The following is a 24,364-nucleotide window of genomic DNA, read 5'->3' as shown; positions in this document are numbered from 1 at the left end:
ATTGTTATATTATAATATTTGAATATTCTAATATATCGATAAATATTATCATAATTACTTGATAGGATTTAAATTTTTATAAAAAAATATTCTATTTTTTATTGACACCATTTTGAGCATTTGGTATTATTTATTAAGTTTATTAGAGGAGGTAGCTATGAAGAAAAAACTAATTAAGGTACTCTTAGCTTTATTTGTAATTGGCATTTTATTCTCAGGTTGTGCAAAACAGGTTCAGGCTCCTAAGGCTGAAAAGCCTAGAAAATCTGTTGAGCAGATGGTCAAAGAAGCTGGATTTGAAATTGTTGATTTTAACTATGTTAAAGGATTGGTTGGAAATGGCTTGAGAAAATTTAACAAAGTGGTTTTTATTGATGCAAGACCAGAAAGAAAATATGATTCTGGCCATATCCCTGGTGCTATCAGTATCCCTGACACTAAGTTTGATAAGTATGTTGGGCAGCTTGATCAACTTAAAGTTACTAAAGACAGATTATTAATTACTTATTGTGGTGGATATAAATGTGTAAAAAGCTATCATGATGCTAAATATCTAAGAGATAAGGGGTACACAAATATCAAAGTTTATCTAGCAGGCATGCCGGATTGGTCAAAGAAATCTTACGCTGAAATTACCTACAAGTATGCTAAGAAGCTGCTTGATAAAGGTGTGCTTTTTGTGGATGCAAGACCAGCATTGAAGTGGAAAAAAGGAACTATTCCTGGTGCAATTAATATCCCTGATACTAAGTTTATGAGAGATCCAAATCCTTATTTAAATGTGTTGCCAGAAGATAAAAATGCGCCAATAGTTGTTTTTTGTGCGGGCTATCATTGTATAAAATCTCATAATGTGGCTAGATTATTAAAAGAAAAATTTGGATATAAAAAAGTTTATGTTTATGCTGGTGGCGTCCCAGAGTGGAAAGCAAAAGGTTTTCCAATAGTAAAGCCTGGTAAAGCTGTAGCAAAGAAAACAACTGCAGCTAAAAAAAGTGTTTCTGCAATTAAACCTGGTCCAGATGAAGGGACTGTAGATATTGAATTTTTCAAAACATTGATTGATGATAGACCAGATAATATTCATATAGTGGATGTTAGAACTCCTGAGGAGTTTGAAGAAGGGCATGTAAAGGGTGCTATCAATATTCCTGTAGATGACATGTATAAAAAAGGGTGTGATTACATTATTAATAAACTTCCAAAAGATGGTTATATAATTTTTATGTGTGCAAGCGGTGGTAGAGCAGGGGAGATGTACTTTGGGCTCAAAGAAGACTGCAACTACAAGGAGATGGACAGATTATACTTTTTAGATGCTCATGTTAATTATGATAGTGGAAGATGTGAAGTAACTGAATAAGAAAGTCTGTAGTTTTCACTAAGGTATAAAGAGGTAGTGCTATTGTGCGCTACCTCTTTTCATTAAAACAATTAAATAGTTACTATTGGGTTAGTGGTTCGAATTTTTGTTTTTCAAAATTGAAAGTAAAAATGTCCCCTGTTTGAATTATGTAATGCCATCCAAAAATTTGTAATTTTTTATCCAGAACTTTCTTTTTTATATATGGATACGTGAGAAGATTTTTTATTTGATGGACAATATTGTTTTGCTCTACAAATAGTTGTAAATATTCAGTATGATGTATCTCAATATTTTTAAGCTCATTTAAAATAGGTTCTGAAATTTTAAGCCACTCTCTTATATTTGGTAGGTTATCCAATTTTTTAATACCATTTAACAAAGTATTACATCCTCCACAGTTTGAGTGTCCGCAAACAATAATATTTTCTACTTCTAAAATGTTAACAGCATATTCTATGGCTGCAGTCGTTCCAGCATAATCTTTTGCAATACGGTAAGGTGGTACAATATTTGCAACATTTCTTATAATAAAAAGCTCTCCTGGGAGTGTCTTTGTTATTAGATTAGGAATAACCCTTGAGTCAGAGCATCCAATAAAAAGGGTATGGGGCTTTTGTTTATCTTTTAATTCAATATAAATATCACGAAGTTTTTCAAAGTCTTTTTCTTTAAACTCAAAGACACCTTTTAAGAGCTTTTCAATGCTTTTTTGCATGTTCACAGAGCTCCATTAAAACGCCATTGGTGCTTTTTGGATGAACAAAGGCTATTAATTTTCCATGAGCTCCTGCTTTAGGCTCTTCATCTATTAGTTTAAACCCTTTTTCTTTAAGATTTTCTAAGCAAGATTTAACATCATCCACAAGATAAGCAATATGGTGAATCCCTTCCCCTTTTTTTTCTATAAATTTTGCTATTGGGCTATCGGGTGAAGTGGGCTCTAATAACTCAATATTTGATTCTCCAACTTTTATAAATGCAGTTTTAACTTTTTGAGATTCCACTTCTTCAAAATGATAAGGTGTTATACCTAAAGTTTTATAAAGAGATAAAGCTTCATCAATATTTTTGACAGCAATACCAATATGGTCAATCTTTTTTAACATGACATCCCCCCACAGCTTAATCTATATTTTATGATAGCAACTTTTGTAATAACTGGTTTACAAGTTTTGGATTTGCTTTCCCTTTTGTCTCTTTCATTACCTGGCCAACAAAGAATCCTTGAAGTTTCTTCTCCCCATTTTTATATCTTTCCACTTCTTTTGGGTTTGCTTCAAGCACTTTTTTTACTATTTCTTCTATTGCTGATTCATCACTGATTTGTATTAACCCTTTCTCTTCTACAATTTTAGCAGGTGATTTTCCACTTTCTAAGACAAGCTGGTACACCTCTTTACCTATTTTACCTGAGATTTTACCATCATCAATCAGTTTTACAATTTCTGCAATGTGTTCAGGCTTTACATTTAATTCAAATATATTACACCCTTTTTCATTAACATCTCTTAATACTTCACTCATAATCCAGTTGCTTATTGCTTTTGGGTTGTTGTGGTTTTTTACTGATTGCTCGAAGTAATCAGCATAATGTTTGTTTGATATTAAAACTTCAGCATCATAAGAAGGTAGTCCATATTCTTTCATAAATCTTTCTTTTTTAGCATCAGGAAGCTCAGGCAAAGTAGATTTTACTTTTTCTATCCAATCATTTTCTACTATCAATGGTACTAAGTCAGGATCAGGGAAATATCTATAATCGTGTGCCTCTTCTTTGCTTCTCATTGATACAGTAATCCCCTTGTTTGGATCCCAGAGTCTAGTTTCCTGAACGATGGTACCACCTTCATCTAAGATTTTAGCCTGTCTTTTTATTTCAAACTCAATAGCTCTTTGGACATTTCTAAAAGAATTCATATTTTTTATTTCTGTTTTCGTTCCGAATTTTGTTTCGCCAACAGGTCTTAGAGAAATATTTGCATCACATCTGAGAGAACCTTCTTCCATATTACAGTCGGAGACCTCTATATATTCGAGTATAGTCTTTAATTTTTGTAGATAAGCTCTCGCTTCCTCAGGTGTTCTGATATCTGGCTCACTAACAATTTCTATCAAAGGTACACCAGTTCTGTTTAAGTCTACATAGCTATGAGCTGGTGACCCCAAATTTTCTCCATGTATTGATTTCCCTGCATCTTCTTCCATGTGGATTCTTGTTATACCTATTTTCTTTTTTACCCCATCGATTTCTATTTCGATAAAACCGTTTAAACAAATAGGTAGCTCATATTGTGATATCTGATAACCTTTTGGAAGGTCTGGATAAAAATAGTTTTTTCTGGCAAAAACACTTTTTCTTTGAATATCACAGTTTAAAGCAAGCCCTGCTTTTATCGTATATTCTACAACCTGTTTGTTTAATACAGGTAAAACCCCTGGCATACCCAAGCAGACTGGGCAAACGTGTGTATTTGGGTCAGCCCCAAACTCTGTGGAGCAGGAGCAAAAAATTTTACTTTTTGTGGATAGTTGCACATGTACCTCTAAGCCGATTACCGCTTCGTATTTCATATATTCTCCTTTTATAAATATTTTTTTGTAAATTTGCCTTCAGGTAATAGCTTGGCATCTTTTAAGTTACCTAAATATGTATAAATCCATGCCAAATATTCGTTATTATCTTTGTCATAAACTGTTGTAACTTCTCTTTTATACCCTTGTTCAATGTAATCTAAAATTTTAAAAATAATTTTTGTGTTAGAAATGAAATATAAAGTACCTTCAATCTTATTATTACCACTTTTTATATAGGCTGGATGTTTATCATTTATCATATACAAGGAACCAAAAGTGTATGCATCGATGGAAGTGATTATATATGGTTCAATCAGTGAATAGTTTGGATACCCTTTTTTTAAAAGTCCATAAACAAAAAGCTTATCAATTAACATGGTGCTTTTTTATTATTATTTTTAATTTTTGTAAAGAATTGATTATAAAATTTATTGCAAATAATGTGTGTATACTTAAAATAACTCATAGATAATATGCAGCAGGGAGGAGATTATGAAAGCGCTTGTGATAGATAAGCTGTGTAATGTATTAGAAGAGGAGCAACCTTTAACGCTTGTAGATTTACCAATACCAGAGGTTGGGCGAAATGAAATTTTAGTTGAGGTTTCTGCATGTGGTGTATGTCATACTGAGCTTGATGAGATAGAAGGGAGAACTCCTCCTCCTGTTTTGCCTGTTATTCCAGGACATCAAATTGTAGGAAGAGTTGTACGGAAAGGGGAAGGTGTTACGAAATTTGATATTGGGGATAGAGTTGGTATTGGATGGATTTATTCTGCATGCGGTGAATGTGAGTTTTGTAAAAAGGGGTTGGAAAATTTATGTACCAATTTTAAAGCAACTGGTAGAGATGCAAATGGTGGATATGCAGAATATTTTAAAATAGGTGAAGATTATGCTGTTAAAATTCCTGATTATTTCAGCGATTATGAGGCTGCACCTCTTCTATGTGCTGGAGCGATAGGTTATAGATCACTAAAGCTAGCAAATATTAATAATGGGGATAGGTTAGGGCTTACAGGTTTTGGAGCTTCTGCCCATCTGGTACTAAAATTGGTAAATTTTCTTTATCCAGATACCGAAGTATTTGTCTTTGCCAGAAATCCAGCTGAAAGGGAGTTTGCCCTTTCTTTAGGTGCAGTTTGGGCTGGTGATACGGCTGACTTTTCTCCAGAAAAGCTTCATGCAATTATTGATACTACTCCAGTCTGGAAACCTATAGTAGAAGGGATGAAAAATTTACTCCCTTCTGGTAGAATGGTGATAAATGCAATTAGAAAAGAGGATGTAGATAAAGATTATCTTTTAAATATTCGCTATGAAGAGCATTTGTGGCTTGAAAAAGAGATAAAGTCTGTTGCGAATGTAACATTAAAAGATATTGATGAGTTTATAAATATAGCTGCAGATGCACAGATTAAACCTGAATATCAACTTTTTGACCTTGAAGAAGCTAATAAAGCGTTAAAGGAGCTCAAAAATAAAAAGATAAAGGGGGCAAAGGTATTGAAAATAAAATAATAACTTAATGGACAAAAAGTAGTAATACGGATTGAATCAAACCAAACATAAAACCAAGAATAAATCCTAAAATATTTATCCATTTAAATTGATCTTTCATAAATGAAAATATAAGATCTTCTAATTTTTGAAGATCAAGTGAGTTAATTTTATCTTCCACTAATTTGTCGATATTTAATGAAGTCACAATCTTATCAATATTTGATTCTAAAATGCCATTAACTCCTTTAATTACAGATTCTTTAATACTAAAAAATGTTTTTTTGGGAATTTTGTTGTAAATATTACCAATAGGGATATTTTTCAAGATGTTTTCAATAGATTTGCTTATTACAGGAATAATTGTATGAATTTCCTTTTCTGTTAAATTAAATTTGATTGTTTCAGGATTTATACCAAATTTTTTTATAATATCTGATATTGTTAAATCAGGATTTTGTATGAAATAATTTTTGATTTTCTCAGAAAGCTTATTTTTCAAATTGATGGATAATAATTCATTCTTTAACCAGTTTACAATTTTTATATATGATGAATAAAGATTTTCTAAACCTATTTTTTCGGCAAGTTTATAGATGGGTGTTTTTAAAAATTGCTCAGTTTTTAATTTTATAAACTCTTCTATTTTTAGCTTTACTGTTTCATCTTCTTTTATAGATTTGATAAGTTTTGGCAATTCATTGTTAATTAGTTCTCTTATTGTGTCCTCATTTAAAAAAATATTTAATACACCCAGTTTGAGTTGGTCAATAAAACCATTGCCAAAATATTGATTCTTTATTTCTATAAGCTTTTTTACCAATTTTTCTTTAATTGATTTGTCTTGTAACAGCTTGTCAATAAAGCTTATTATATTATCTGAAATTTGAGCGACTTTTTCTATTATTAAATTTTGTTGTTCCTCAGACAATAAATTTGAAATCGATTTCCCTGAAAGAAGAAAATTGTTGATGTATGAAATAATTTCATTTGCTAGATATTCTTTTAAATTTTCATTTTCAAAGAAACTATTTAGAAAACTGTCTACTATTTGTTCAAAATTGTTAAACTCTGAGATTTTCTTTTTGTTTATGTTTGCAATTGAATTATTTAATAATTCATTTAATATGGATGAGAGATCTATATTGTTTGAATTGAAAATGGATGTTATAATATCATCAATATCTAAACCAAAAGATTCTATAATTTCAGAAAGATTTCCGAAGTCTTTATCCAAAAAATTTTTTATCTCGTTTTCAATTGTATGTTCAAGGACGTACTGAAATTTTTCAGACTCTATGGCTTTTTTTAATTCTTTTTCTGTAATTAATTCATTCCCAACAAGTTTTCCTATTTCGTATGCTAATTTATTTCTATTTTTTGGAATAACGCCTTGCCATCCAAAAGAGTACCATCTTTTTTGATATGGCTTAAATAGCATTTTAATAGCGAGAAAATTTGTAAAATATCCAACAAAACCTGTTAAAATTGGAGTTGATATAAGACTAATAAAGTGTGGCTGCATATAATGCTACCCCTTCTCTAACTCCAAAATCGCTGACGGTTAATTTTTCGGCTTTAGCAATATCCATAATTTGAAGCATTATTAAAGTTCCTGGAATGATAAGATCTTCTCTGCCAGGCTCGAGCCCTGGGATATTTTTTCTTTCAGTTGCATCCATAGAGCATAATTTCTTTAAGATATTTTCAATATTGGATTTTTCTAATGTTAAGCCATGGACTTTTTTATAGTCATAATTTTCTAATTTTAGATGAATGGCTGCTAGAGTTGTTGGTGTGCCCGCAGTTGCAATCAACTGTTTAGCTTCCTTAATAAAATTTAAGCTATCCAAGTAAGTTAATATTTCTTCTTTAGTTTTTTCTAAAAGATTGTCACTTACTTTTGATTTAAAATCAAACTTATCTGCAAATTTTACTACACCCATTGGAGCGCTTTTGAAAATTAAGTTATCTCCATCTTTATAAATAAATTCTGTTGAGCCTCCACCAATATCAAATATTAAAAAATTATCACTATCGATGGATAAACCAGATGTTACGCCTAAAAGGGTCAATTTAGCTTCTTTTTCTCCATCAATAACATCAACTTTTAAATTTATTTCTTCACACAAAGATAAAAACTCATCCCCATTTTCTGCTTCTCTAACAGCACTTGTGGCAACGGCATAATATTTATTTACAAAAAAAGTGTCCATTATTTCTTTAAATTGCTGTAATGCTAAGACAGTTCTTATGATAGCTTCTTTTGATAAGTATTTTGTGTTTATAAAATTTTCACCAAGCCTTGTTATTTTTCTATTTTGAAAGATAATTCTATCGATTTTTTCGTTTTTTACATCTGCTATTATCAATCTAACAGTATTTGTTCCGATATCTATACCTGCTACTCTCATGAATTCCTCTAAAAGTTTTTGTTTTTTTAGGATTTATTTTTTGAAAATTCAAGTTAAAATAATAACAAAAAGTTGGGAGAGTTGTATGGGTGTTTTTATCTACAAGGCTGGACTATCAAAATTTGGGAAAAGAAAGTCTAATATAATTCATCTTATACAAGAAGCAGTTTTTAATATGAAAACTGATATAAGTGATGTGGATGCTGTATTTATTGGGTTAATGAATCCAGAAGAGTTTACAGGAGTTGGTAATATTGCTTCTTATGTGTTGGATAAACTTGGCTTGTATAAAATTCCTGCAGTCAGAATAGAAACAGCTTCAAGCACTGGTGCAGCAGTGTTGTATTATGCTTATGCTGCAGTAAAATCAGGAATCTATAAAAATGTTTTGGTGATCGCTGCAGAAAAGATGACAGAAATGCCGACAAATAGAGTAACAAAAATTTTAGCAGAGGTGATACACCCTGCAGAAAGAAAAACTGGAGCAACAATGCCGGCACTGGCTGCGCTTGTAACAAACAGATTCGCATACGAGAATAAAATTAAAAAAGATGTGTTGAAAAAACTTCTTTTTTATGTAGCAGAAAAAAATCACTATTATGGTCAGTTTAACGAATTTGCCCAATTTAGAAAAGAAATTGATTTTGATACCTATATTAAAAGTAAAATAGTATCTAGTCCACTTTCGCTTTATGACTGTGCTCCAATCAGTGATGGCGCTGCAGCAGTTTATTTGTCTTCTGAAAAAGGTGATATTGTTGTTGCGGGAATTGGTCAGGGTACAGATAGGCAAGCGTTGTGTGAAAGAGAGATTATCACATCTTTTGAGTCTACAAAAGCTGCTGCATTTAATGCTTTTAAAATGGCAGGATTGAGCCCTATGGATATAGATTTTGCTGAGATTCATGATGCCTTTACCCCTTTTGAAGTAACTGGCCTAATTGATACTGGGTTGGTGGATAAAAAGGAGATTATCAGGTTTTATGAAGAAAGACTTGGGTATCATGATGGGAAATTGCCTGTTAATATTTCAGGTGGGCTAAAATCAAGAGGTCATCCTGTTGGAGCATCAGGTTTAGCACAGGTGGTAGAAGTTTATAATATTATGAATGGGAAGTACAACGATGAGATATCCCTTAAAAGATGTGATGTTGCTCTGACTCAAAGTATAGGAGGATTAGCAACAAATAATTTTGTGATAATATTAAAAAGAAGAGGTAGTAAGGTGAAGTCAACTTTGAGATATGACTTTAATGATAAAAGAAAATCTAAAAAAGAGAAAATGAGCAAAATTCCACAAATATATTCTTTTACAGAGCTTTATATTACTCCAGAAGGGGTTAACTCTCCTTTGAATTTAGTAATGGTGCAAAGAAAACAGAAAAAATTCTTAGCAAGATATATAGGTGATGTAAAACCTAAAATTGGTCTTAAACTAAGTATTAAGAAAATGGATAATGGTATTTTGTATGCCTATCCAGAAGCAGGGTTTATTGAAAAAATCAGAAAGAGATTGAAGAAAAAATAAAAATTGGTAGTAACAACAGAGGCTTTTACAAAAGAGTCTAAGTTAATGGCAATGTTATAATAATGTAGTTATTTCGCAATTGCCCTAAAATGCGATCATTGTGACCTCCTTCATTAATTTAAATTGAGGATGTTGCACAATAGACTAACTTGTTGATAATTATCATCATCATGAGATTGCTTCGTCGCATTTGCTCCTCGCAATGACAACAATTTTGGGTCATTGCGACCCCGCCATTTAGCAGTAGGTTTTTTAATTTAAAGTTTTGTTTCATCTATGTTTATAAAAGTAAACTATTAAAATGCTAACGTAAATGGCGGGGGAAGCAATCTCAAAACTACTATGTTAGCATAAACTTAATTTATTGTACAACAGTCTCTATTATTATACAGTTAAAAAAATTGAGTTTTTCTTTATAAAAAGACTTGACATAAATCGACTCAAGTATATTTTATAAAATGACTAAAATCGAAAATAGGAGGTAAATATGGCAATAGTAAGATGGGATCCTTTGAAAGATTTGATTTCAATTCAGGAAAGAATCAACAGAATGTTTGATGATACTTTAGCTACTAGAAAGAATTCTCCACAAACTGACTGGATACCACCGGTAGATGTGCTTGAAACAGAGAAAGATGTTGTTTTGATCGTTGAAGTGCCTGGAATGAAAGAAGAAGATATAGATATTCAAATTTCTGATAACATTTTAACTATTAAAGGTGAGAGAAAGTTGCCAGAAAATGCTGCTGAAAATTACTATAGATTGGAGAGACCTTACGGTAAATTTGTAAGAAGTTTTCAGTTACCAGAAAATGTAGATGTTAATAAAGTAAAGGCAAGCTTAAAGGATGGTATTTTGAAAATCAGTATAGCAAAAAGTGAAAAGGAAAAACCAAAAGTAATAAACGTAATAAAAGAAGATTAATAAGGGGGGACATCCCCCTTTCTCAAAAGGGAGTAGAGGGTGAGTTATGGCAGAGACATATTATGATATACTGGGTGTAAGTAAAAATGCATCTCAGGATGAGATAAAAAAAGCTTATCGTAAACTTGCAAGAAAATACCATCCTGATTTAAACCCTGGGAATAAAGAAGCTGAAGAGAAGTTTAAAAAGATATCAGAAGCTTACGCAGTATTATCTGACCCTGAAAAGAGGAAACAGTATGATACTTTAGGGCACGATGCTTTTACTTCAAGTGGTCAGGGTTATGATTTTTCAAATATGAATTTTGAAAATTTTAAAACTACATACGGTGATTTTGATATTTTTAAAGATATTTTTGAAGAGATTTTTGGCACTGGTTCAAAAAGAGGTGGTGCTAAGTCAAGAAAGAGTACGCCTCAAAGAGGTGAAGATTTATACTATAATATTCAAATCCCTTTTAGGGATGTAATTTTTGGTAATACAATTGAATTATCTGTTAGAAGGTTAAAAAACTGTGATGCATGCCATGGAAAAGGTGGTGAGAAGTCCGTATGTGGTGTTTGTGGAGGTAGCGGTGTCGTTAAACAAGGTTCTGGTTTCTTTGCAATTACAACTACTTGTCCACAATGTAAAGGTGAAGGTGAGATAATTTATAAACCATGTAATAAGTGTGGTGGTAGAGGAAGATTTTATGTGACAGAAAAAATAAAGGTTAGGATACCTGCTGGTGTTGATAATAATTCAAAAGTTAGAGTTCCTGGAAAAGGTAATGATGGCATAAATGGTGGCCCAAGTGGTGATTTATACATTGTAACAAATGTTATACCTCATGAGATATATAAAAGAGAAGGTGATAACCTTTATGTGAATGTGGATATTGATATGTTTGAGGCTGCTTTAGGTGAGAAAATTACAGTGCCTACACCTTATGGTGCTGTTAATATAAATATCCCTGCAGGGACACAGCCTGGTCAGAAATTTAGAATTAGAGGTAAAGGTGTGCCTCATCTAAAAGGTGGAGGTAATGGAGATTTATATATTGTAGTAAATGTTAAAGTACCTCAGGTTGCTATTGAAGAAGATAGAAAAATTTTAAAAGATATGAGCAAGAGGTACAACATTGTTAATAGAGATGTTTTACTGTCAAAAGGAAGGTTATAGGGGGTAGCTTATGAGAAAAAAACCGTTGTATGTGATAAGTATTGTTTCTGAAATGTTAGATATTCACCCCCAAACCTTGAGGCAATATGAAAGATTAGGATTTATAAAGCCAACACGAACGGAAGGCAACACAAGGTTATATTCTGATGAGGATATAGAAAAGTTGAAGTTTATAATTACATTAACGAAGGATTTAGGAGTAAATCTTGCAGGTGTAGAGATTATTTTAAATATGAGGGAGCAAATCAATGAACTTCAATCCCAGGTTAGAATGTTGCTTGACTATATAAAAAATAAATTAGGAGAAGATGTTGACAAAAATTTAAAAGAGGGGGCAATAGTCCCTACTAAAAAAGCCAATATTATCAAAGTAAAAATTGAAAAAGAGTAATTTGGAGGTGAATTATGATAAATTGGAATAAAATGACTATAAAAGCAAGTGAGGCATTGCAGAATGCCATAAAGTTGGTTGAAGATAAACAGCAACAACAATTATTACCAGATCATATATTATATGCTTTGATCACTCAGGAAGATGGGTTGATAGTCCCTCTTTTGCAGAAAATAGGTGTTAATATAGCATCTTTAAAAGAAGATTTGATAAAAGCTATTGATGGTTTACCAAAGGTTAGTGGTTCTGAACAAGTTTATATGTCTCAAGATGCAAAAAAAGCTATCGATTATGCTTTTGAATCGATTAAACAGTTTAAAGATGAATATGTATCAACTGAACATTTTCTTTTAGGTTTGGTTGAGCACGCAGGTTATGGTTTGAGACAGATTCTAACAAAATATGGTATAGATAGAGCAGTAGTTGAAAAAGCTATAAAAGAGATTAGAGGCTCAAGTAGGGTAACAGATCAAAATCCTGAAGAAAAAATGAATGCTTTGGAAAAATACACCATAGATTTAACTGAAGCAGCAAGGAATGGTAAACTTGATCCAGTTATAGGTAGGGACGAGGAGATTCGTAGAGTAATACATGTTTTGTCAAGAAGGACAAAAAACAACCCAGTGTTAATTGGTGAACCTGGTGTTGGTAAAACTGCTATTGTGGAAGGGCTTGCCCAAAGGATAGCAAATGGAGATGTGCCTGATTCTTTGAAAAATAAAAGGGTTCTTGCTCTTGATATGGGTGCTTTAATCGCAGGTACAAAGTTTAGAGGTGAGTTTGAGGAAAGGCTGAAGTCTATCTTAAAAGAGATCAAAGAGAGTGAAGGCGAAATTATTCTCTTCATTGACGAGTTGCATACCCTTGTTGGAGCTGGTGCAGCTGAAGGTGCTATGGATGCTGCAAATATATTAAAACCAGCGTTAGCAAGAGGTGAGCTACACTGTATTGGTGCAACGACACTAGATGAATATAAAAAATATATAGAAAAGGATGCAGCGTTAGAAAGGAGATTCCAGCCTGTATTTGTGGATGAGCCATCAGTTGAAGATACAATTTCAATCTTACGTGGCTTAAAAGAAAGATATGAAGTTCATCATGGTGTAAGGATAAAAGATGCAGCATTGGTCGCTGCTGCATATCTTGCGCATAAATATATAAGTGATAGGCAAATGCCAGATAAAGCAATAGACCTAATAGATGAAGCTGCTGCAAAAATTAGAATGGAGATAGACAGTTTACCAACTGAGTTAGATGAACTTGAAAGAAAATTGAGACAGCTTGAAATAGAACGTCAGGCTTTGAAAAAGGAAAAAGATGAGGCAAGTAAAAGCAGATTAGTTAAGCTTGAAGAAGAAATTAGTAACTTACAAGAAAAGATAAACGAGTTGAAAACTCATTGGCAGAATGAAAAGAATCTCATTATGGAATCCCGTAAGATAAAAGAGGAGATTGAACAGGCTAAAATAGAGATGCAAAAAGCTGAAAGAGAAGGAAATTTGGAGCTTGCTTCACAGATAAAGTATGGAAAGTTGATTGAGTTGCAACAAAAGCTTGAAGAAGTAAATAATAAGTTGAAAGAGATTCAGAAGAATAAGAAGATGCTTAAAGAAGAGGTTGATGAAGAGGATATCGCTGCAATTGTTTCGAAATGGACAGGGATACCAGTTAATAAACTCTTAGAAGAAGAAGCAGATAAACTTATTAAAATGGAAGAGTATCTACATAAGCGTGTAATCGGTCAAGATAAAGCTATAAAAGCTGTAAGTGAGGCTATCAGAAGAAGTAGAGCTGGATTGAATGATCCAAAAAGGCCTATCGGTTCATTTATTTTCCTCGGTCCAACAGGTGTGGGTAAAACTGAGCTTGCGAAAGCGTTGGCTGAATTCTTGTTTGATTCGGAAGATGCTATGATTCGTATTGATATGAGTGAATATATGGAAAAACATGCTGTGGCTAAATTGATAGGTGCTCCTCCTGGTTATGTAGGCTATGAAGAAGGTGGCCAACTAACCGAAAGGGTAAGAAGAAGACCATATAGTGTGATTTTGCTGGATGAGATTGAGAAAGCTCATCCTGATGTGTTTAACTTATTGTTGCAAATACTTGATGATGGTAGGTTAACTGATTCTAAAGGTAGAACAGTAAACTTTAGAAATACTGTAATTATTATGACTTCTAATATAGGAAGTGATTTGATACAGCAGGAGTTTGCAAAAGAAGGGAGCTGGGAGGAAAAGTATGAAAGGATTCATAATCTGGTATTTCATCAGTTGAGCAACTACTTTAAACCAGAGTTTTTAAACAGGGTGGATGATATAATAGTATTCCATCCACTTGGAGATGAACATTTAAGAGAGATTGCTAAGCTGTTGTTAAACAATTTTGCTAAACGTTTGGCTGAGAATAATATCGAAGTTGAGTTTGACGATAGTGCTATTGATATGGTTGTTAAGGCTGGATATGATCCAAAATTTGGTGCAAGACCAATGAAAAGAGCAATTCAGAGATTGATAGAGAATAAGATAGCTGAGGAGATTATTAAAGGGAATATTAAACAGGGCGAAAAGATAAAGGTTGTTTTCCAAAATGAAGAATTAGTAATCGAAAAACTTTAAAAGGCAGGAGGGGTTTCCCTTCTGCTTTTTTTTATTTTAATTTGCAATTCTGTTAGTAAATATCAAAAAAATATGTTATAATAAATGAACAAAAGAGTTTAATTGTTTATCTTTAGAGTAAATATTGGTGATAAATGGTGGGGGTATGGAAGATATAAATACTGATAAAAATAAAGAGTTAGTAGAAATAGATGAATCTTTAGATGAAAAAGATTTTGTTGAAATACCTTTGATTACTGATATTTCTGAGGATGGTTTAAAGAACTATCTTAATCGTATATCTCAATTTCAGCCTTTGAGTAGAGAAGAGGAGTATGAATTAGGTAAAAGGATTCAGCAAGGGGATAAAAAAGCCCTTGAAAAGTTGGTGTTATCGAACTTGAAATTTGTGGTATCAATTGCAAATAGGTATAAAAATACTGGATTGCCTCTTGCTGATATAATTAATCAAGGGAATCTTGGACTACTTGAAGCTGCCAAAAGGTTTGATCCTGAGCGTGGTGTAAAATTTATATCTTATGCAGTATGGTGGATTAGACAGGCTATTATCCAAGCTCTTGCAGAACAATCTGGTACTGTAAAACTGCCTTTAAAACAGGCAAGTATTCTTTACAAAATTAATGAAGCTATAGAAGTTTTGAGTAAAGAGCTGGGGAGAGAACCCACTCCGGATGAGATAGCAGTGTATTTAGATATGGATCCTGCAGATATTGAGAATGTTTTGAGAGTTTCGAGAAATTATCTTTCTTTAGAAGCGCCTATAAAAGATGGTGAAGATCGAGCTTTTATAGATTTATTAGAGTCAGGTGGAAAAAGTGTTGAAGAAGAGATTTTTTTAAACACTCTAAAGGCAAATATAGAAGAGATTGTCGATGAATTAAATGAGAGAGAAGCTCAGATAATAAAATGGAGATTTGGGTTAGAAGGGGAAACTCCAAAAACTTTAGAAGAGATTGGGGAAATCTTGAATATCAGTAGAGAGAGGGTTCGTCAGATTGAAGCTAGGGCATTAAATAAGCTTAAAAAGAAGGCATTGAAGAGAAAGTTAAATGACTTTTTAAATTAGAGTTATTTTGGAGGTAGCTATGAATGATTTAGCTAAAAAATTTATTGTTTTGGGGTTGGGGTTAGCTGCTTTAACTGAAGAAAAGGCAAGAACATTTTATGAATCACTGATTAAAAAAGGTGAAGGTGCTTTAAATCAAGACTCAAAATTTTTAAAAGATATTGTTGAAAATATAGATAAAAACAGCAAAGAGCTTGAAGATGCTTTAGAAAAGCTTTTGAAATCATTTGCAGAAAAGATGAATCTGGTCTCAAAGGATGATCTAAAAAAGATGGAAATGAAAATAGCAGAATTAGAGTCCAAAATTGATATGTTGAAGAAGGAGTTTCAGTCTGAAGAGAAACAAGATTGATTGTATAGTTGAAGTTTTAGCTGGATACAAGAGAGTTAAAAAAAAGGCCATTGATAAATCTGCTGCAGTTTTAATCCCTTTTATCTACAATGATGATAATTTAGAAATTATTTTTACAAAGAGACAACCTTGGTTGAATAATCATAGTGGTGAAGTATCTTTCCCGGGTGGTGGAGCTGAAGATGATGATAATACTTTGAGAGATACAGCTCTCAGAGAGACTTTTGAAGAAACAGGTATTTCAATAAGTGATGTTGAAATATTGGGTAAGTTAGATGACGAGTACTCCATAACAAATATAAAAGTTACTCCCTATGTTGGTTTTGTTGCAAAGAATTTGAAAGAAGTGAATTTTAAAAAGGATGAAACTGAGGTTGAAAGAATTTTTACTGTACCTGTAACATATTTTTATAATGAGAATATTTTTTGGACTGAAAACTGGGTGAGAAATAGCGAAAAGAGGGAAGTTTATTTCTATAAATACGATGATTTGATAATTTGGGGGCTAACAGGTCGTATTTTGTTTAAAATGTTAAATTTGATTAAAAAGTGTTTTGTATGATTAAAATTAAGTTTAATTGATTGTTTGTTTTAATTAACATATGAAAATAATGTTTATATTCTAAAAAAATAATATTTCAATCATAAGTAATATAATTTTTTAATTATTAATAAAATACCTTGTATTATCATTATCTTTGTTGTATTAGTTGAATGTTATAAAAATAATATTTAGGAGTGCACCATGCTTAATATATCATGTTTAACAGCCAAAGAAATTTTAAAACATCAAGGGCAGGAGAATGTTTATAAGCGTTATTTGGATTTAATATCAAAAAGTTATGGTGAAAATAGTGTAAAATATGATTTTGCTAAATTGTTATATTCTCATTTACCTCAAAACTTGCTTAGTATTTTAAGCGATAATGATTTAATCAGTTTTTTAGATTACCTATTCGATGTATTGAACAATAGGAAAAAGAAGAAGTTTTATTTGGATAAAATTCACTCTCTCGATACAAAGTTTTTTATAGGTAATTTTTCTATAATTTCTGTTGTTACTGATGATAGACCTTTTATTGTAGATAGTATTAGAGAGTACTTTTATGAAATTAGATATAATCAGCAATTTTTACTACACCCTATTTTTAATGTGAAGAGGGATAAAAAAGGGGAAGTGGTTGAAATTGGTGAATCAGATTTGGGATTCAATAATGAATCTTTTGTTATCATCTTCTTGGAAGAAATTGATGAATCAAGGCTTAATGAAATAACAGCAGAAATTGCTAATATATATGAAGAGATTGCTCTTGCGGTTGATGATTTTCCAAATATGGTGAAGGTGCTAACAAATCTTTCAGAGTACTATAAAAATAAAAATCCTGAAGTGTCAGATTTTATTAATTGGCTGATTGATGGGACTTTTATTATTCAAGGGGTAAGAATATTAGATATCACAGACTTAAAAAATGAGAAATTTAAAGCAGATCAGTTAGGTGTTTATAAGCTTAATAGGACAACAAAGATTATACCAAAACTTGTAGAGGCGATTAAAGAAAAGCGTCTAAGGTTTGTTGAAGGCTACCCTGTTGTTATGGATAAAGCTATATACAAATCCAAAATCAAAAAGAGAAGAAATTATGATAGGATAATGTTTGTTGATTATGAAAATGGAAAATGTAGAGCGGTAACAGTATTAGGTGTATTTGGTAAGCAAGGGATAGCTACTCCACCCCATAAAATTTCAATTTTAAGGAAAAAAATCGATAATTTGTTTGAGTACTTCAAATTTGTTAAAGGCTCTCATGATTATAAGTGGATTCAGGATACATTAAACAATTATCCTAAAACCGAGATATTTAATTTGGATAGTTCAGATTTGGTAGATGTTATTAGGTTGTTGTTGACAATTCAAGGTAAGAATCAGATTAGAATTTATACTAAAGATTTTAAACCATCAAAACATTTGTATGCCTTGATAATTTTTCCTACCGATAGGTTTTCTGCAGAAGTTGTTAACAATATAAGTAAAAAAGTAGCAGAAAAATACAATGGGAAACTTTTAGATATCTCAATAAGATATGATGAACATGGCTATACATTCTTGCATCTACATATCTTAGCAAAAGATATTAAAGATTTAGATGCGGTTAAGGAAGAGGAATTAAAAGACATAGTTATTGATGAAATAAAAGATTGGAACGATATCTTTTATGAGATGTTGTCTTATAAATTTACTGGCAGGAAGGTTGATGATATATTTGCTTTATTTAGCAATAGCTTGTCTGAAAGTTATAAATCAAAAATGCCTCCTCAAGAGGCTGTTAAAGATGTTGAAATACTGTATGATTTAAAAGGGTTGGTTTCCCGTTTGTCTTCTGTAGAAAATCAGGTCTATTTAAAACTTTATTCAGATAGAAGAATTTTGCTTACAGAGATAATGCCTGTTATAGACAATATAGGTTTAAAGGTTATTGAGGATGAAATTTATGAAGTAAAGAAAGGGGAAGAAACTCTATACATAAGTAGTATTTTAATAGCAAATGTGGAAGATGCTGAAGAGTTTTTGAAAAGGTTTAAAAAGATATTGCCAGAGATTGTTACTGCCGTTATTGAAGAAAGATGTGAAAATGATAAGCTAAATGGGCTTTTATTATTAGAAGAGTTAACTTATAGAGAAATAGAAGTTTTAAGAACATTGAGAAATTATGTTTCACAAGTTGATGTTACCCTAAGTAAAGTTACGATTAATCAGACTTTGCTGAAATATCATCATATTTCAAAACATGTAGTTAGAATGTTTGAAGAAAAATTTGATATTACAAAAACTGTTAGAAACTATGATGAAGTGAAAGATGTTGCATGGGGCTGTTTAGAGGAAGTTCAGACCCTTGTTGAAGATACTGTATTTAGAAAAATATTTAAGCTATTAGATGCAATTGTTAGAACAAACTTTTATAAAACTCCAGAAAGAGATTATATTTCTATAAAGATTTCAAGCAGACAACTTGATTTTATCCCTGACCCAAAACCACTTTATGAAATATATGTTCACAGCCCAAAAATGGAAGGGGTTCATTTAAGAGGCGGTAAGGTTGCTAGAGGCGGTTTAAGATTTAGCGATAGGCCTGATGACTTTAGGACAGAGATTTTAGGATTGATGAAGACGCAGGTGGTTAAGAATGCTGTAATTGTTCCTACTGGTTCTAAGGGTGGGTTTATTGTCAAAAAGAGGTTTTCTGATAGACAAAAGGACATGGAACACGTAATTGAACAGTATAAAACATTTATTAGAGGGTTATTGGATATTACTGATAATTATCAAGGGCGTAGAATTATTCATCCTGATAATGTGGTAGTTTATGATGAAAAGGATCCATATCTTGTTGTTGCTGCTGATAAAGGGACTGCCACTTTTAGTGATATAGCAAATAGTATTTCTATCGAATACGGTTTTTGGCTTGGTGATGCATTTGCTTCAGGTGGTAAAACCGGTTATGACCATAAAAAAATAGGTATAACCGCAAAAGGTGCTTGGGAGTGTGTAAAAAGGCATTTTAGAGAGTTAGGTAAAGATATTCAAAAAGAGGAGTTTACAGTAGCTGGTATTGGAGATATGTCTGGTGATGTTTTTGGTAATGGTATGTTGTTGTCAAGAAAGATTAGGTTGCTTGCTGCATTTAACCATATACATATTTTTATTGATCCAAATCCAGATGCAGAGACAAGTTATATAGAAAGGTTAAGGTTGTTTAAGTTGCCTAGATCTACATGGAAAGATTATAACCCTGAGTTAATTTCTGAAGGTGGTGGAGTTTTTGATAGATCTGCAAAAAGTATAAAACTTACACCTCAAATGAAAGAGATGTTTAAAACAACTAAAGACGAAGTGTCTGGTCAAGAGTTAATACAGATGATTTTAAAAATGGATGTTGAGCTATTATGGAACGGTGGTATCGGGACATATGTGAAGGATTCTAGTGAAACAAATGAAGAAGTTGGTGATCATGCAAATGATGCTGTTAGGGTAAATGCTGAGGATTTAAAAGTTAAAGTTGTTGGTGAAGGTGGTAATTTAGGTTTTACACAAAAAGCAAGGATTAAGTTTGCTTCTCTTGGCGGTAAAATAAACACTGATGCTCTTGATAACTCTGCTGGTGTTGATATTTCTGACCATGAGGTTAACTTAAAAATTATTCTTGATCAATTTTTAAAGAAAAAACTCATTAAAGATGTTAAGGAGAGGAATAAACTTATTTTGGATTTGACTAAAGCTGTTGAAAAATTAGTTCTTCATGATAATTATATGCAGTCTCAAACAGTAAGTTGTGACCTTATTCGTTCTAAAGATAATCCGATTATTTTTGAGGAAACCGCAAGATTTTTAAAGGATATAGGTTTATTAGATTTTAAACTGGAAAATATTAATTTTATTAAAGAGAAGAGAGATATTACAAGACCTGAGTTAGCTGTGTTATTATCTTATGTAAAAATATTTTTATATAACGAAATAGAGAAAAATATTGATCTTAATGATCCAATTATTAGAAAACTTTATTTGAGCTATTACCCAGAATATATGATTAAAAGATTCGGAGAGCACCTTTTTGAGCATAGGCTGGCTAAAGAGATTGTAGCAACTGTTATGGTTAATAAAGTTATTAATCAAACGGGAATTACATTTTTTATAGAGCTTTATAAAAATACTAATCAGTCTTTTGCAAAATTAATGGAGAAATATTTACAGATTGATGAACTGTTGAATGTTGAAGAACTGAGAGAGAGTATTTATGCCCTTGATAACAAGGCAAAAGCAGAATCTCAATATAGAGCACTGATTGAAATTGAGAAAACATTAAAACTTGGCGTTGAATGGCTGGTTAATGAGACTTATGAAAAATTATTGTTAGAAAATAAGGACATTTTCTTAAAAATTGCTTCTAAGATTACATCTAAAATGACTGGAACTATAAAAGAACAGATGAAATTTTTTACTGAAGAGTTAGTTGATGGTGGGTTTTCAAGGAAATTGGCAAAAGAGATAGCAAATATTAAATATTTGAAACCTGTTTTTGATATTTTTGAGGTGGTAATATCTAAAGATATTGATATTGATACAGCTTTAAATAACTATTTTAAAATAGGTGAAACATTTAAATTCCTTGATATGAAAACTGCAATTAAAAATGTGCCAATTAGTAGTGAGTGGGATAGAATCAATAGGGAAAACCTGCTTAAGAAATTAAAGTATTTACAAAAACGATTATTAGAGAAGGTGTCTCTCGATGCTCAATTTGTTAAAAAGCTACAAAATAAAGAAGAAACATTCTTTAATAACTATAATAACTTTATAAATGATGTTGAATCTGGAAAAGTTGCTACGCTTGTTCCTTTTAACGTTATTTTAGAAATGTTTTTAAATATTTTATAACTTCATAAGATTTTTAAAGCTTTCTGAGTTTATGACTCAGAAAGCTTTTTCTTTTTATTCTGTTTATTAATGAGTAATTTAACTTCGAAATGAGTTAAAATCATAATTTTATTAGAGCAATATTCCTTTTAGTCTAAAATTCCTTGATATGGCTTAAGTTATGAGTTAAATTCAGTTATATAAAATATATTATCGGGGGGTGTTTTATGAAAACATATAAGCTTTTTTGGGATGGGAAGTGGCAGGAAACAGAAAAAATTATCGATGTAATTAACCCTTATGATAATAAACCATTTGCTAAGGTTTATGAAGCTTCTATTGACGATGTAAATAAAGCAATCGATACAGCTTATAATGCAAAAGAAAAAATTGCGTCTTTAACTGCAAAAGAAAGAGGTGATATTTTAGATAAGATTGCAGATTTAATAGCCGATAGATTTGATGAGTTTGCTGAAACGATTTCTTTAGAGTCTGGTAAAGCTATTAAATTTGCAAGAGGAGAAGTTGCAAGAGCAATTGAAACTTTTAAATTTAGTGCGGATGAAGCAAGAAGATTAAGTGGAGAAGTTGTGCCACTTGATGCGGCTGCTAGTGGTAAAAATAGATTTGGCTATTATAAGAGGTATCCTGTGGGTGTTGTTGGAGCGATAACACCATTTAATTTCCCATTGAATCTTGTTGCTCATAAAGTTGGTCCAGCTATAGCAGCTGGCTGCCCAATAGTTTTAAAACCGGCTACTTCGACACCGATTACAGCTGTAAAACTTATTGAAGTAATTTTAGAGGCAGGCTTTCCTGCAGATGGGATAAATTTAGTTGTGGGTTCTGGTTCTACTGTGGGGAATGCCATTGTTACTTCTGAAAAGGTAGCAAAAATTACTTTTACTGGTTCACCAGAGGTTGGCTTACAGATTAAAGCAAAATCAGGGATTAAAAGAGTTACATTAGAGCTTGGTAACAATGGACCAGTTATTATTAATAAGGATGCTGATATTTATAAAGCATTACCAACTTGTGTTGTTGGTGGTTTTGCAAATTCTGGTCAAGTTTGCATCAGTGTTCAGAGGATTTACATACATGAAGACAAGTATGATGAATTTAAAGAGCTTTACGTAAAAAGTGTTGCAGAGATGGGAGTTGGTGATCAATTGAGCGATAATGTAGTTGTCGGCCCGATGATAGACTTGAAAGAAGCTGAGAGAGTTGAACAATGGGTAAATGAGGCGATTGAGCAAGGTGCAAAAGTGTTAGTCGGAGGGAAAAGGGAAGGAAGTGTTTATTATCCAACAGTTCTTGAAAACTGCACAAGTGATATGAAGGTTGTTAAAGATGAAGTGTTTGCACCTGTTGTATCACTATTTAAATTCAAAGATTTAGATGATGCTATAAAACAGGTAAATGATACAAAGTATGGTTTACAAGTGGGAGTATTTACTGAGAATATCAAGACCGCTTTTTATTTAATAGATAGACTTGAGTTTGGGGGTGTCATGGTTAATGATGTTCCAACTTTTAGAGTGGATAATATGCCTTATGGTGGTGTGAAGCTTTCTGGACTTGGTAGAGAAGGGGTTAAATACGCTGTTGATGAAATGACAGAAATAAGGATGGTTATGTTTAATTTAAATTAAGAGGTGTATTATGGCAGAAATTTTAAAGTCCTCAATAGAGGCTATTAAAGATGTTATAAAAGATGGGATGGTTGTCGCTGCGGGTGGTTTTGGACTTTGTGGAATCCCTGAAAATCTTATTAATGCAATTAAAGAGCTAAAGGTAAAAGATTTAACATTTGTCAGTAATAATGCTGGTGTGGATGATTTTGGATTAGGTATATTACTGCAGACGCGTCAAATAAAAAAAATGATATCCTCTTATGTGGGAGAAAATAAAATTTTTGAACAGCAATATTTAAATGGTGAGCTTGAGTTAGAGCTCGTACCTCAAGGTACTTTAGCTGAAAAATTGAGAGCTGGGGGAGCAGGAATCCCAGCTTTTTATACAATGACAGGTTATGGTACTATATTAACAGAGGGGAAAGAAATTAAAGTATTTGATGGTAAAGAATATGTGTTAGAAGAAAGTATCAGACCTGATCTTGCAATTGTTAAGGGTTGGAAGGCTGATAAAAAAGGGAATGTAATCTTTAGGTATACTGCAAACAACTTCAATGAAGTTTGTGCTAAGGCTGCAAAGTTTACAATAGTTGAGGTTGAAGAGATTGTTGATGAGATTGATCCTCATTATATCCATTTACCAAGTATTTATGTGGATAGGATTGTTTTAGGTGAAAGATACGAAAAGAGAATTGAGCAATTAACAACATTAGAAAATATGACTGAAGCTAAAATGAATGAGAAAAGAGAGTGGATGGCAAAAAGGGTTGCAAAGGAATTGAAAAAGGGGATGTATGTAAATCTTGGAATAGGGATGCCAACTCTTGTAGCTAACTTTATAACTGATGATATGGATATTACACTGCATTCGGAAAATGGTTTGTTAGGTATTGGTCCGTTTCCTAAGACTGAAAAAGATGCAGACCCTGATTTGATAAATGCTGGCAAGCAAACTATTACATATAAGAAAGGTGCAGCTTTTTTTGACTCTTCAGAATCTTTTGCAATGGTTAGAGGTGGCCATATTGATTTGTCCGTTTTAGGTGGTATGCAAGTGAGTGAGAAAGGGGATCTGGCAAACTGGATGATACCTGGCAAAATGGTAAAAGGGCCTGGTGGAGCTATGGATTTGGTTAGTGGTGTTAAAAAGGTTATAGTAATGATGGAGCATGTTGCAAAGGATGGAAAACCAAAGATACTGAAAGAGTGTACTTTACCTATAACGGGCAAAGGGGTTGTAGATATGCTTGTAACTGATAAAGGGGTGTTTGAAATAAACAGTGAAGGGTTATATTTACTTGAAATTTCACCATTTTCTGATTTAGAAGATATAAAGAAAAGTACAGGTTGTGAAGTCAAGGTTAAGTAAAATCTACTTGATTAATTGGAATTTATAAATATAATTGTAATAATTTTAAAATAAA

19 protein-coding genes are annotated in these 24,364 nt (G+C 32.1%); 13 read left to right on the top strand and 6 right to left on the bottom strand.

Annotated features, from left to right (window positions below):
• Positions 1–157: 157 nt before the first annotated feature.
• On the top strand, positions 158–1,363 hold the full coding sequence (locus DEFDS_RS09775) for a rhodanese-like domain-containing protein (RefSeq protein WP_041223729.1): 1,206 nt from the start codon (positions 158–160) through the stop codon (positions 1,361–1,363).
• 82 nt (positions 1,364–1,445) lie between these two features.
• Here DEFDS_RS09775 and DEFDS_RS09770 read toward each other — a convergent pair whose 3' ends face one another.
• The 4 genes from DEFDS_RS09770 to DEFDS_RS09755 are packed head-to-tail and all read right to left on the bottom strand — an operon-like array spanning position 1,446 to position 4,317.
• Positions 1,446–2,081: a carbonic anhydrase gene (locus DEFDS_RS09770; RefSeq protein ID WP_013008632.1), complete on the bottom strand. Its 636-nt coding sequence runs from the start codon at positions 2,079–2,081 to the stop codon at positions 1,446–1,448.
• Positions 2,065–2,472 (bottom strand): methylmalonyl-CoA epimerase, encoded by a 408-nt coding sequence (gene mce / locus DEFDS_RS09765; RefSeq protein WP_013008631.1) that lies wholly within the window; start codon positions 2,470–2,472, stop codon positions 2,065–2,067. Before mce ends, DEFDS_RS09770 begins: the two co-directional genes overlap by 17 nt.
• Positions 2,473–2,500: 28 nt before the next feature.
• On the bottom strand, positions 2,501–3,937 hold the full coding sequence (gene gatB, locus DEFDS_RS09760; RefSeq protein WP_013008630.1) for an Asp-tRNA(Asn)/Glu-tRNA(Gln) amidotransferase subunit GatB: 1,437 nt from the start codon (positions 3,935–3,937) through the stop codon (positions 2,501–2,503).
• An 11-nt stretch (positions 3,938–3,948) separates the two neighbouring features.
• Positions 3,949–4,317 carry a gamma-glutamylcyclotransferase family protein gene (locus tag DEFDS_RS09755; RefSeq protein ID WP_013008629.1) on the bottom strand — a complete coding sequence of 123 codons (369 nt, stop codon included), beginning with the start codon at positions 4,315–4,317 and terminating at the stop codon, positions 3,949–3,951.
• Positions 4,318–4,432: 115 nt separating this feature from the next.
• Between DEFDS_RS09755 and DEFDS_RS09750 the strand changes: the two genes are divergently transcribed.
• Entirely contained in the window at positions 4,433–5,461 is a 1,029-nt protein-coding gene (locus DEFDS_RS09750; RefSeq protein WP_013008628.1) for a zinc-dependent alcohol dehydrogenase family protein, read from the top strand.
• Positions 5,462–5,465: 4 nt separating this feature from the next.
• Here DEFDS_RS09750 and DEFDS_RS09745 read toward each other — a convergent pair whose 3' ends face one another.
• Positions 5,466–6,965, bottom strand: a complete 1,500-nt coding sequence (locus DEFDS_RS09745) for a DUF445 family protein (protein ID WP_013008627.1) — start codon at positions 6,963–6,965, stop codon at positions 5,466–5,468.
• A complete protein-coding gene (locus DEFDS_RS09740) occupies positions 6,946–7,854 on the bottom strand; it encodes a Ppx/GppA phosphatase family protein (protein WP_013008626.1) in 909 nt (302 codons plus the stop codon). The genes DEFDS_RS09745 and DEFDS_RS09740 overlap by 20 nt, the downstream gene beginning before the upstream one ends.
• A gap of 85 nt (positions 7,855–7,939) precedes the next feature.
• Here DEFDS_RS09740 and DEFDS_RS09735 point away from each other — a divergent pair, with 85 nt between their 5' ends.
• From DEFDS_RS09735 to DEFDS_RS09685, 11 genes are all read left to right on the top strand, one after another.
• On the top strand, positions 7,940–9,382 hold the full coding sequence (locus DEFDS_RS09735; protein WP_013008625.1) for a thiolase family protein: 1,443 nt from the start codon (positions 7,940–7,942) through the stop codon (positions 9,380–9,382).
• A gap of 487 nt (positions 9,383–9,869) precedes the next feature.
• On the top strand, positions 9,870–10,307 hold the full coding sequence (locus tag DEFDS_RS09730; RefSeq protein ID WP_013008624.1) for an Hsp20/alpha crystallin family protein: 438 nt from the start codon (positions 9,870–9,872) through the stop codon (positions 10,305–10,307).
• 46 nt (positions 10,308–10,353) lie between these two features.
• Positions 10,354–11,469, top strand: coding sequence for a molecular chaperone DnaJ (dnaJ, locus tag DEFDS_RS09725; protein WP_013008623.1), 1,116 nt, complete (start codon positions 10,354–10,356; stop codon positions 11,467–11,469).
• Positions 11,470–11,479: 10 nt separating this feature from the next.
• Positions 11,480–11,860, top strand: coding sequence for a heat shock protein transcriptional repressor HspR (locus DEFDS_RS09720; RefSeq protein WP_013008622.1), 381 nt, complete (start codon positions 11,480–11,482; stop codon positions 11,858–11,860).
• A gap of 14 nt (positions 11,861–11,874) precedes the next feature.
• Entirely contained in the window at positions 11,875–14,478 is a 2,604-nt protein-coding gene (gene clpB, locus DEFDS_RS09715; RefSeq protein WP_013008621.1) for an ATP-dependent chaperone ClpB, read from the top strand.
• 145 nt (positions 14,479–14,623) lie between these two features.
• Positions 14,624–15,544, top strand: coding sequence for a sigma-70 family RNA polymerase sigma factor (locus DEFDS_RS09710; RefSeq protein WP_050742538.1), 921 nt, complete (start codon positions 14,624–14,626; stop codon positions 15,542–15,544).
• Positions 15,545–15,563: 19 nt separating this feature from the next.
• On the top strand, positions 15,564–15,896 hold the full coding sequence (locus tag DEFDS_RS09705) for a phasin family protein (protein WP_041223727.1): 333 nt from the start codon (positions 15,564–15,566) through the stop codon (positions 15,894–15,896).
• Complete coding sequence (locus DEFDS_RS09700) at positions 15,877–16,458, top strand: NUDIX hydrolase (RefSeq protein ID WP_041223725.1); 582 nt, start codon at positions 15,877–15,879, stop codon at positions 16,456–16,458. The genes DEFDS_RS09705 and DEFDS_RS09700 overlap by 20 nt, the downstream gene beginning before the upstream one ends.
• 183 nt (positions 16,459–16,641) lie before the next feature.
• Positions 16,642–21,327 (top strand): NAD-glutamate dehydrogenase domain-containing protein, encoded by a 4,686-nt coding sequence (locus DEFDS_RS09695; protein WP_013008617.1) that lies wholly within the window; start codon positions 16,642–16,644, stop codon positions 21,325–21,327.
• Positions 21,328–21,533: 206 nt separating this feature from the next.
• The gene (locus DEFDS_RS09690) at positions 21,534–22,958 is read left to right on the top strand and encodes an aldehyde dehydrogenase family protein (protein WP_013008616.1); all 1,425 of its coding nucleotides are present in this window, start codon (positions 21,534–21,536) and stop codon (positions 22,956–22,958) included.
• Between the two features lie 10 nt (positions 22,959–22,968).
• Positions 22,969–24,309: a 3-oxoacid CoA-transferase gene (locus DEFDS_RS09685; RefSeq protein WP_013008615.1), complete on the top strand. Its 1,341-nt coding sequence runs from the start codon at positions 22,969–22,971 to the stop codon at positions 24,307–24,309.
• The last annotated feature ends 55 nt before the right edge of the window (positions 24,310–24,364 follow it).

The sequence above is a fragment of the Deferribacter desulfuricans SSM1 genome (assembly GCF_000010985.1).
GTDB lineage: Bacteria > Chrysiogenota > Deferribacteres > Deferribacterales > Deferribacteraceae > Deferribacter > Deferribacter desulfuricans.
The sequence above is the reverse complement of the archived record's forward strand: the minus strand, read 5'-3'. Positions and strand labels throughout refer to the sequence as shown.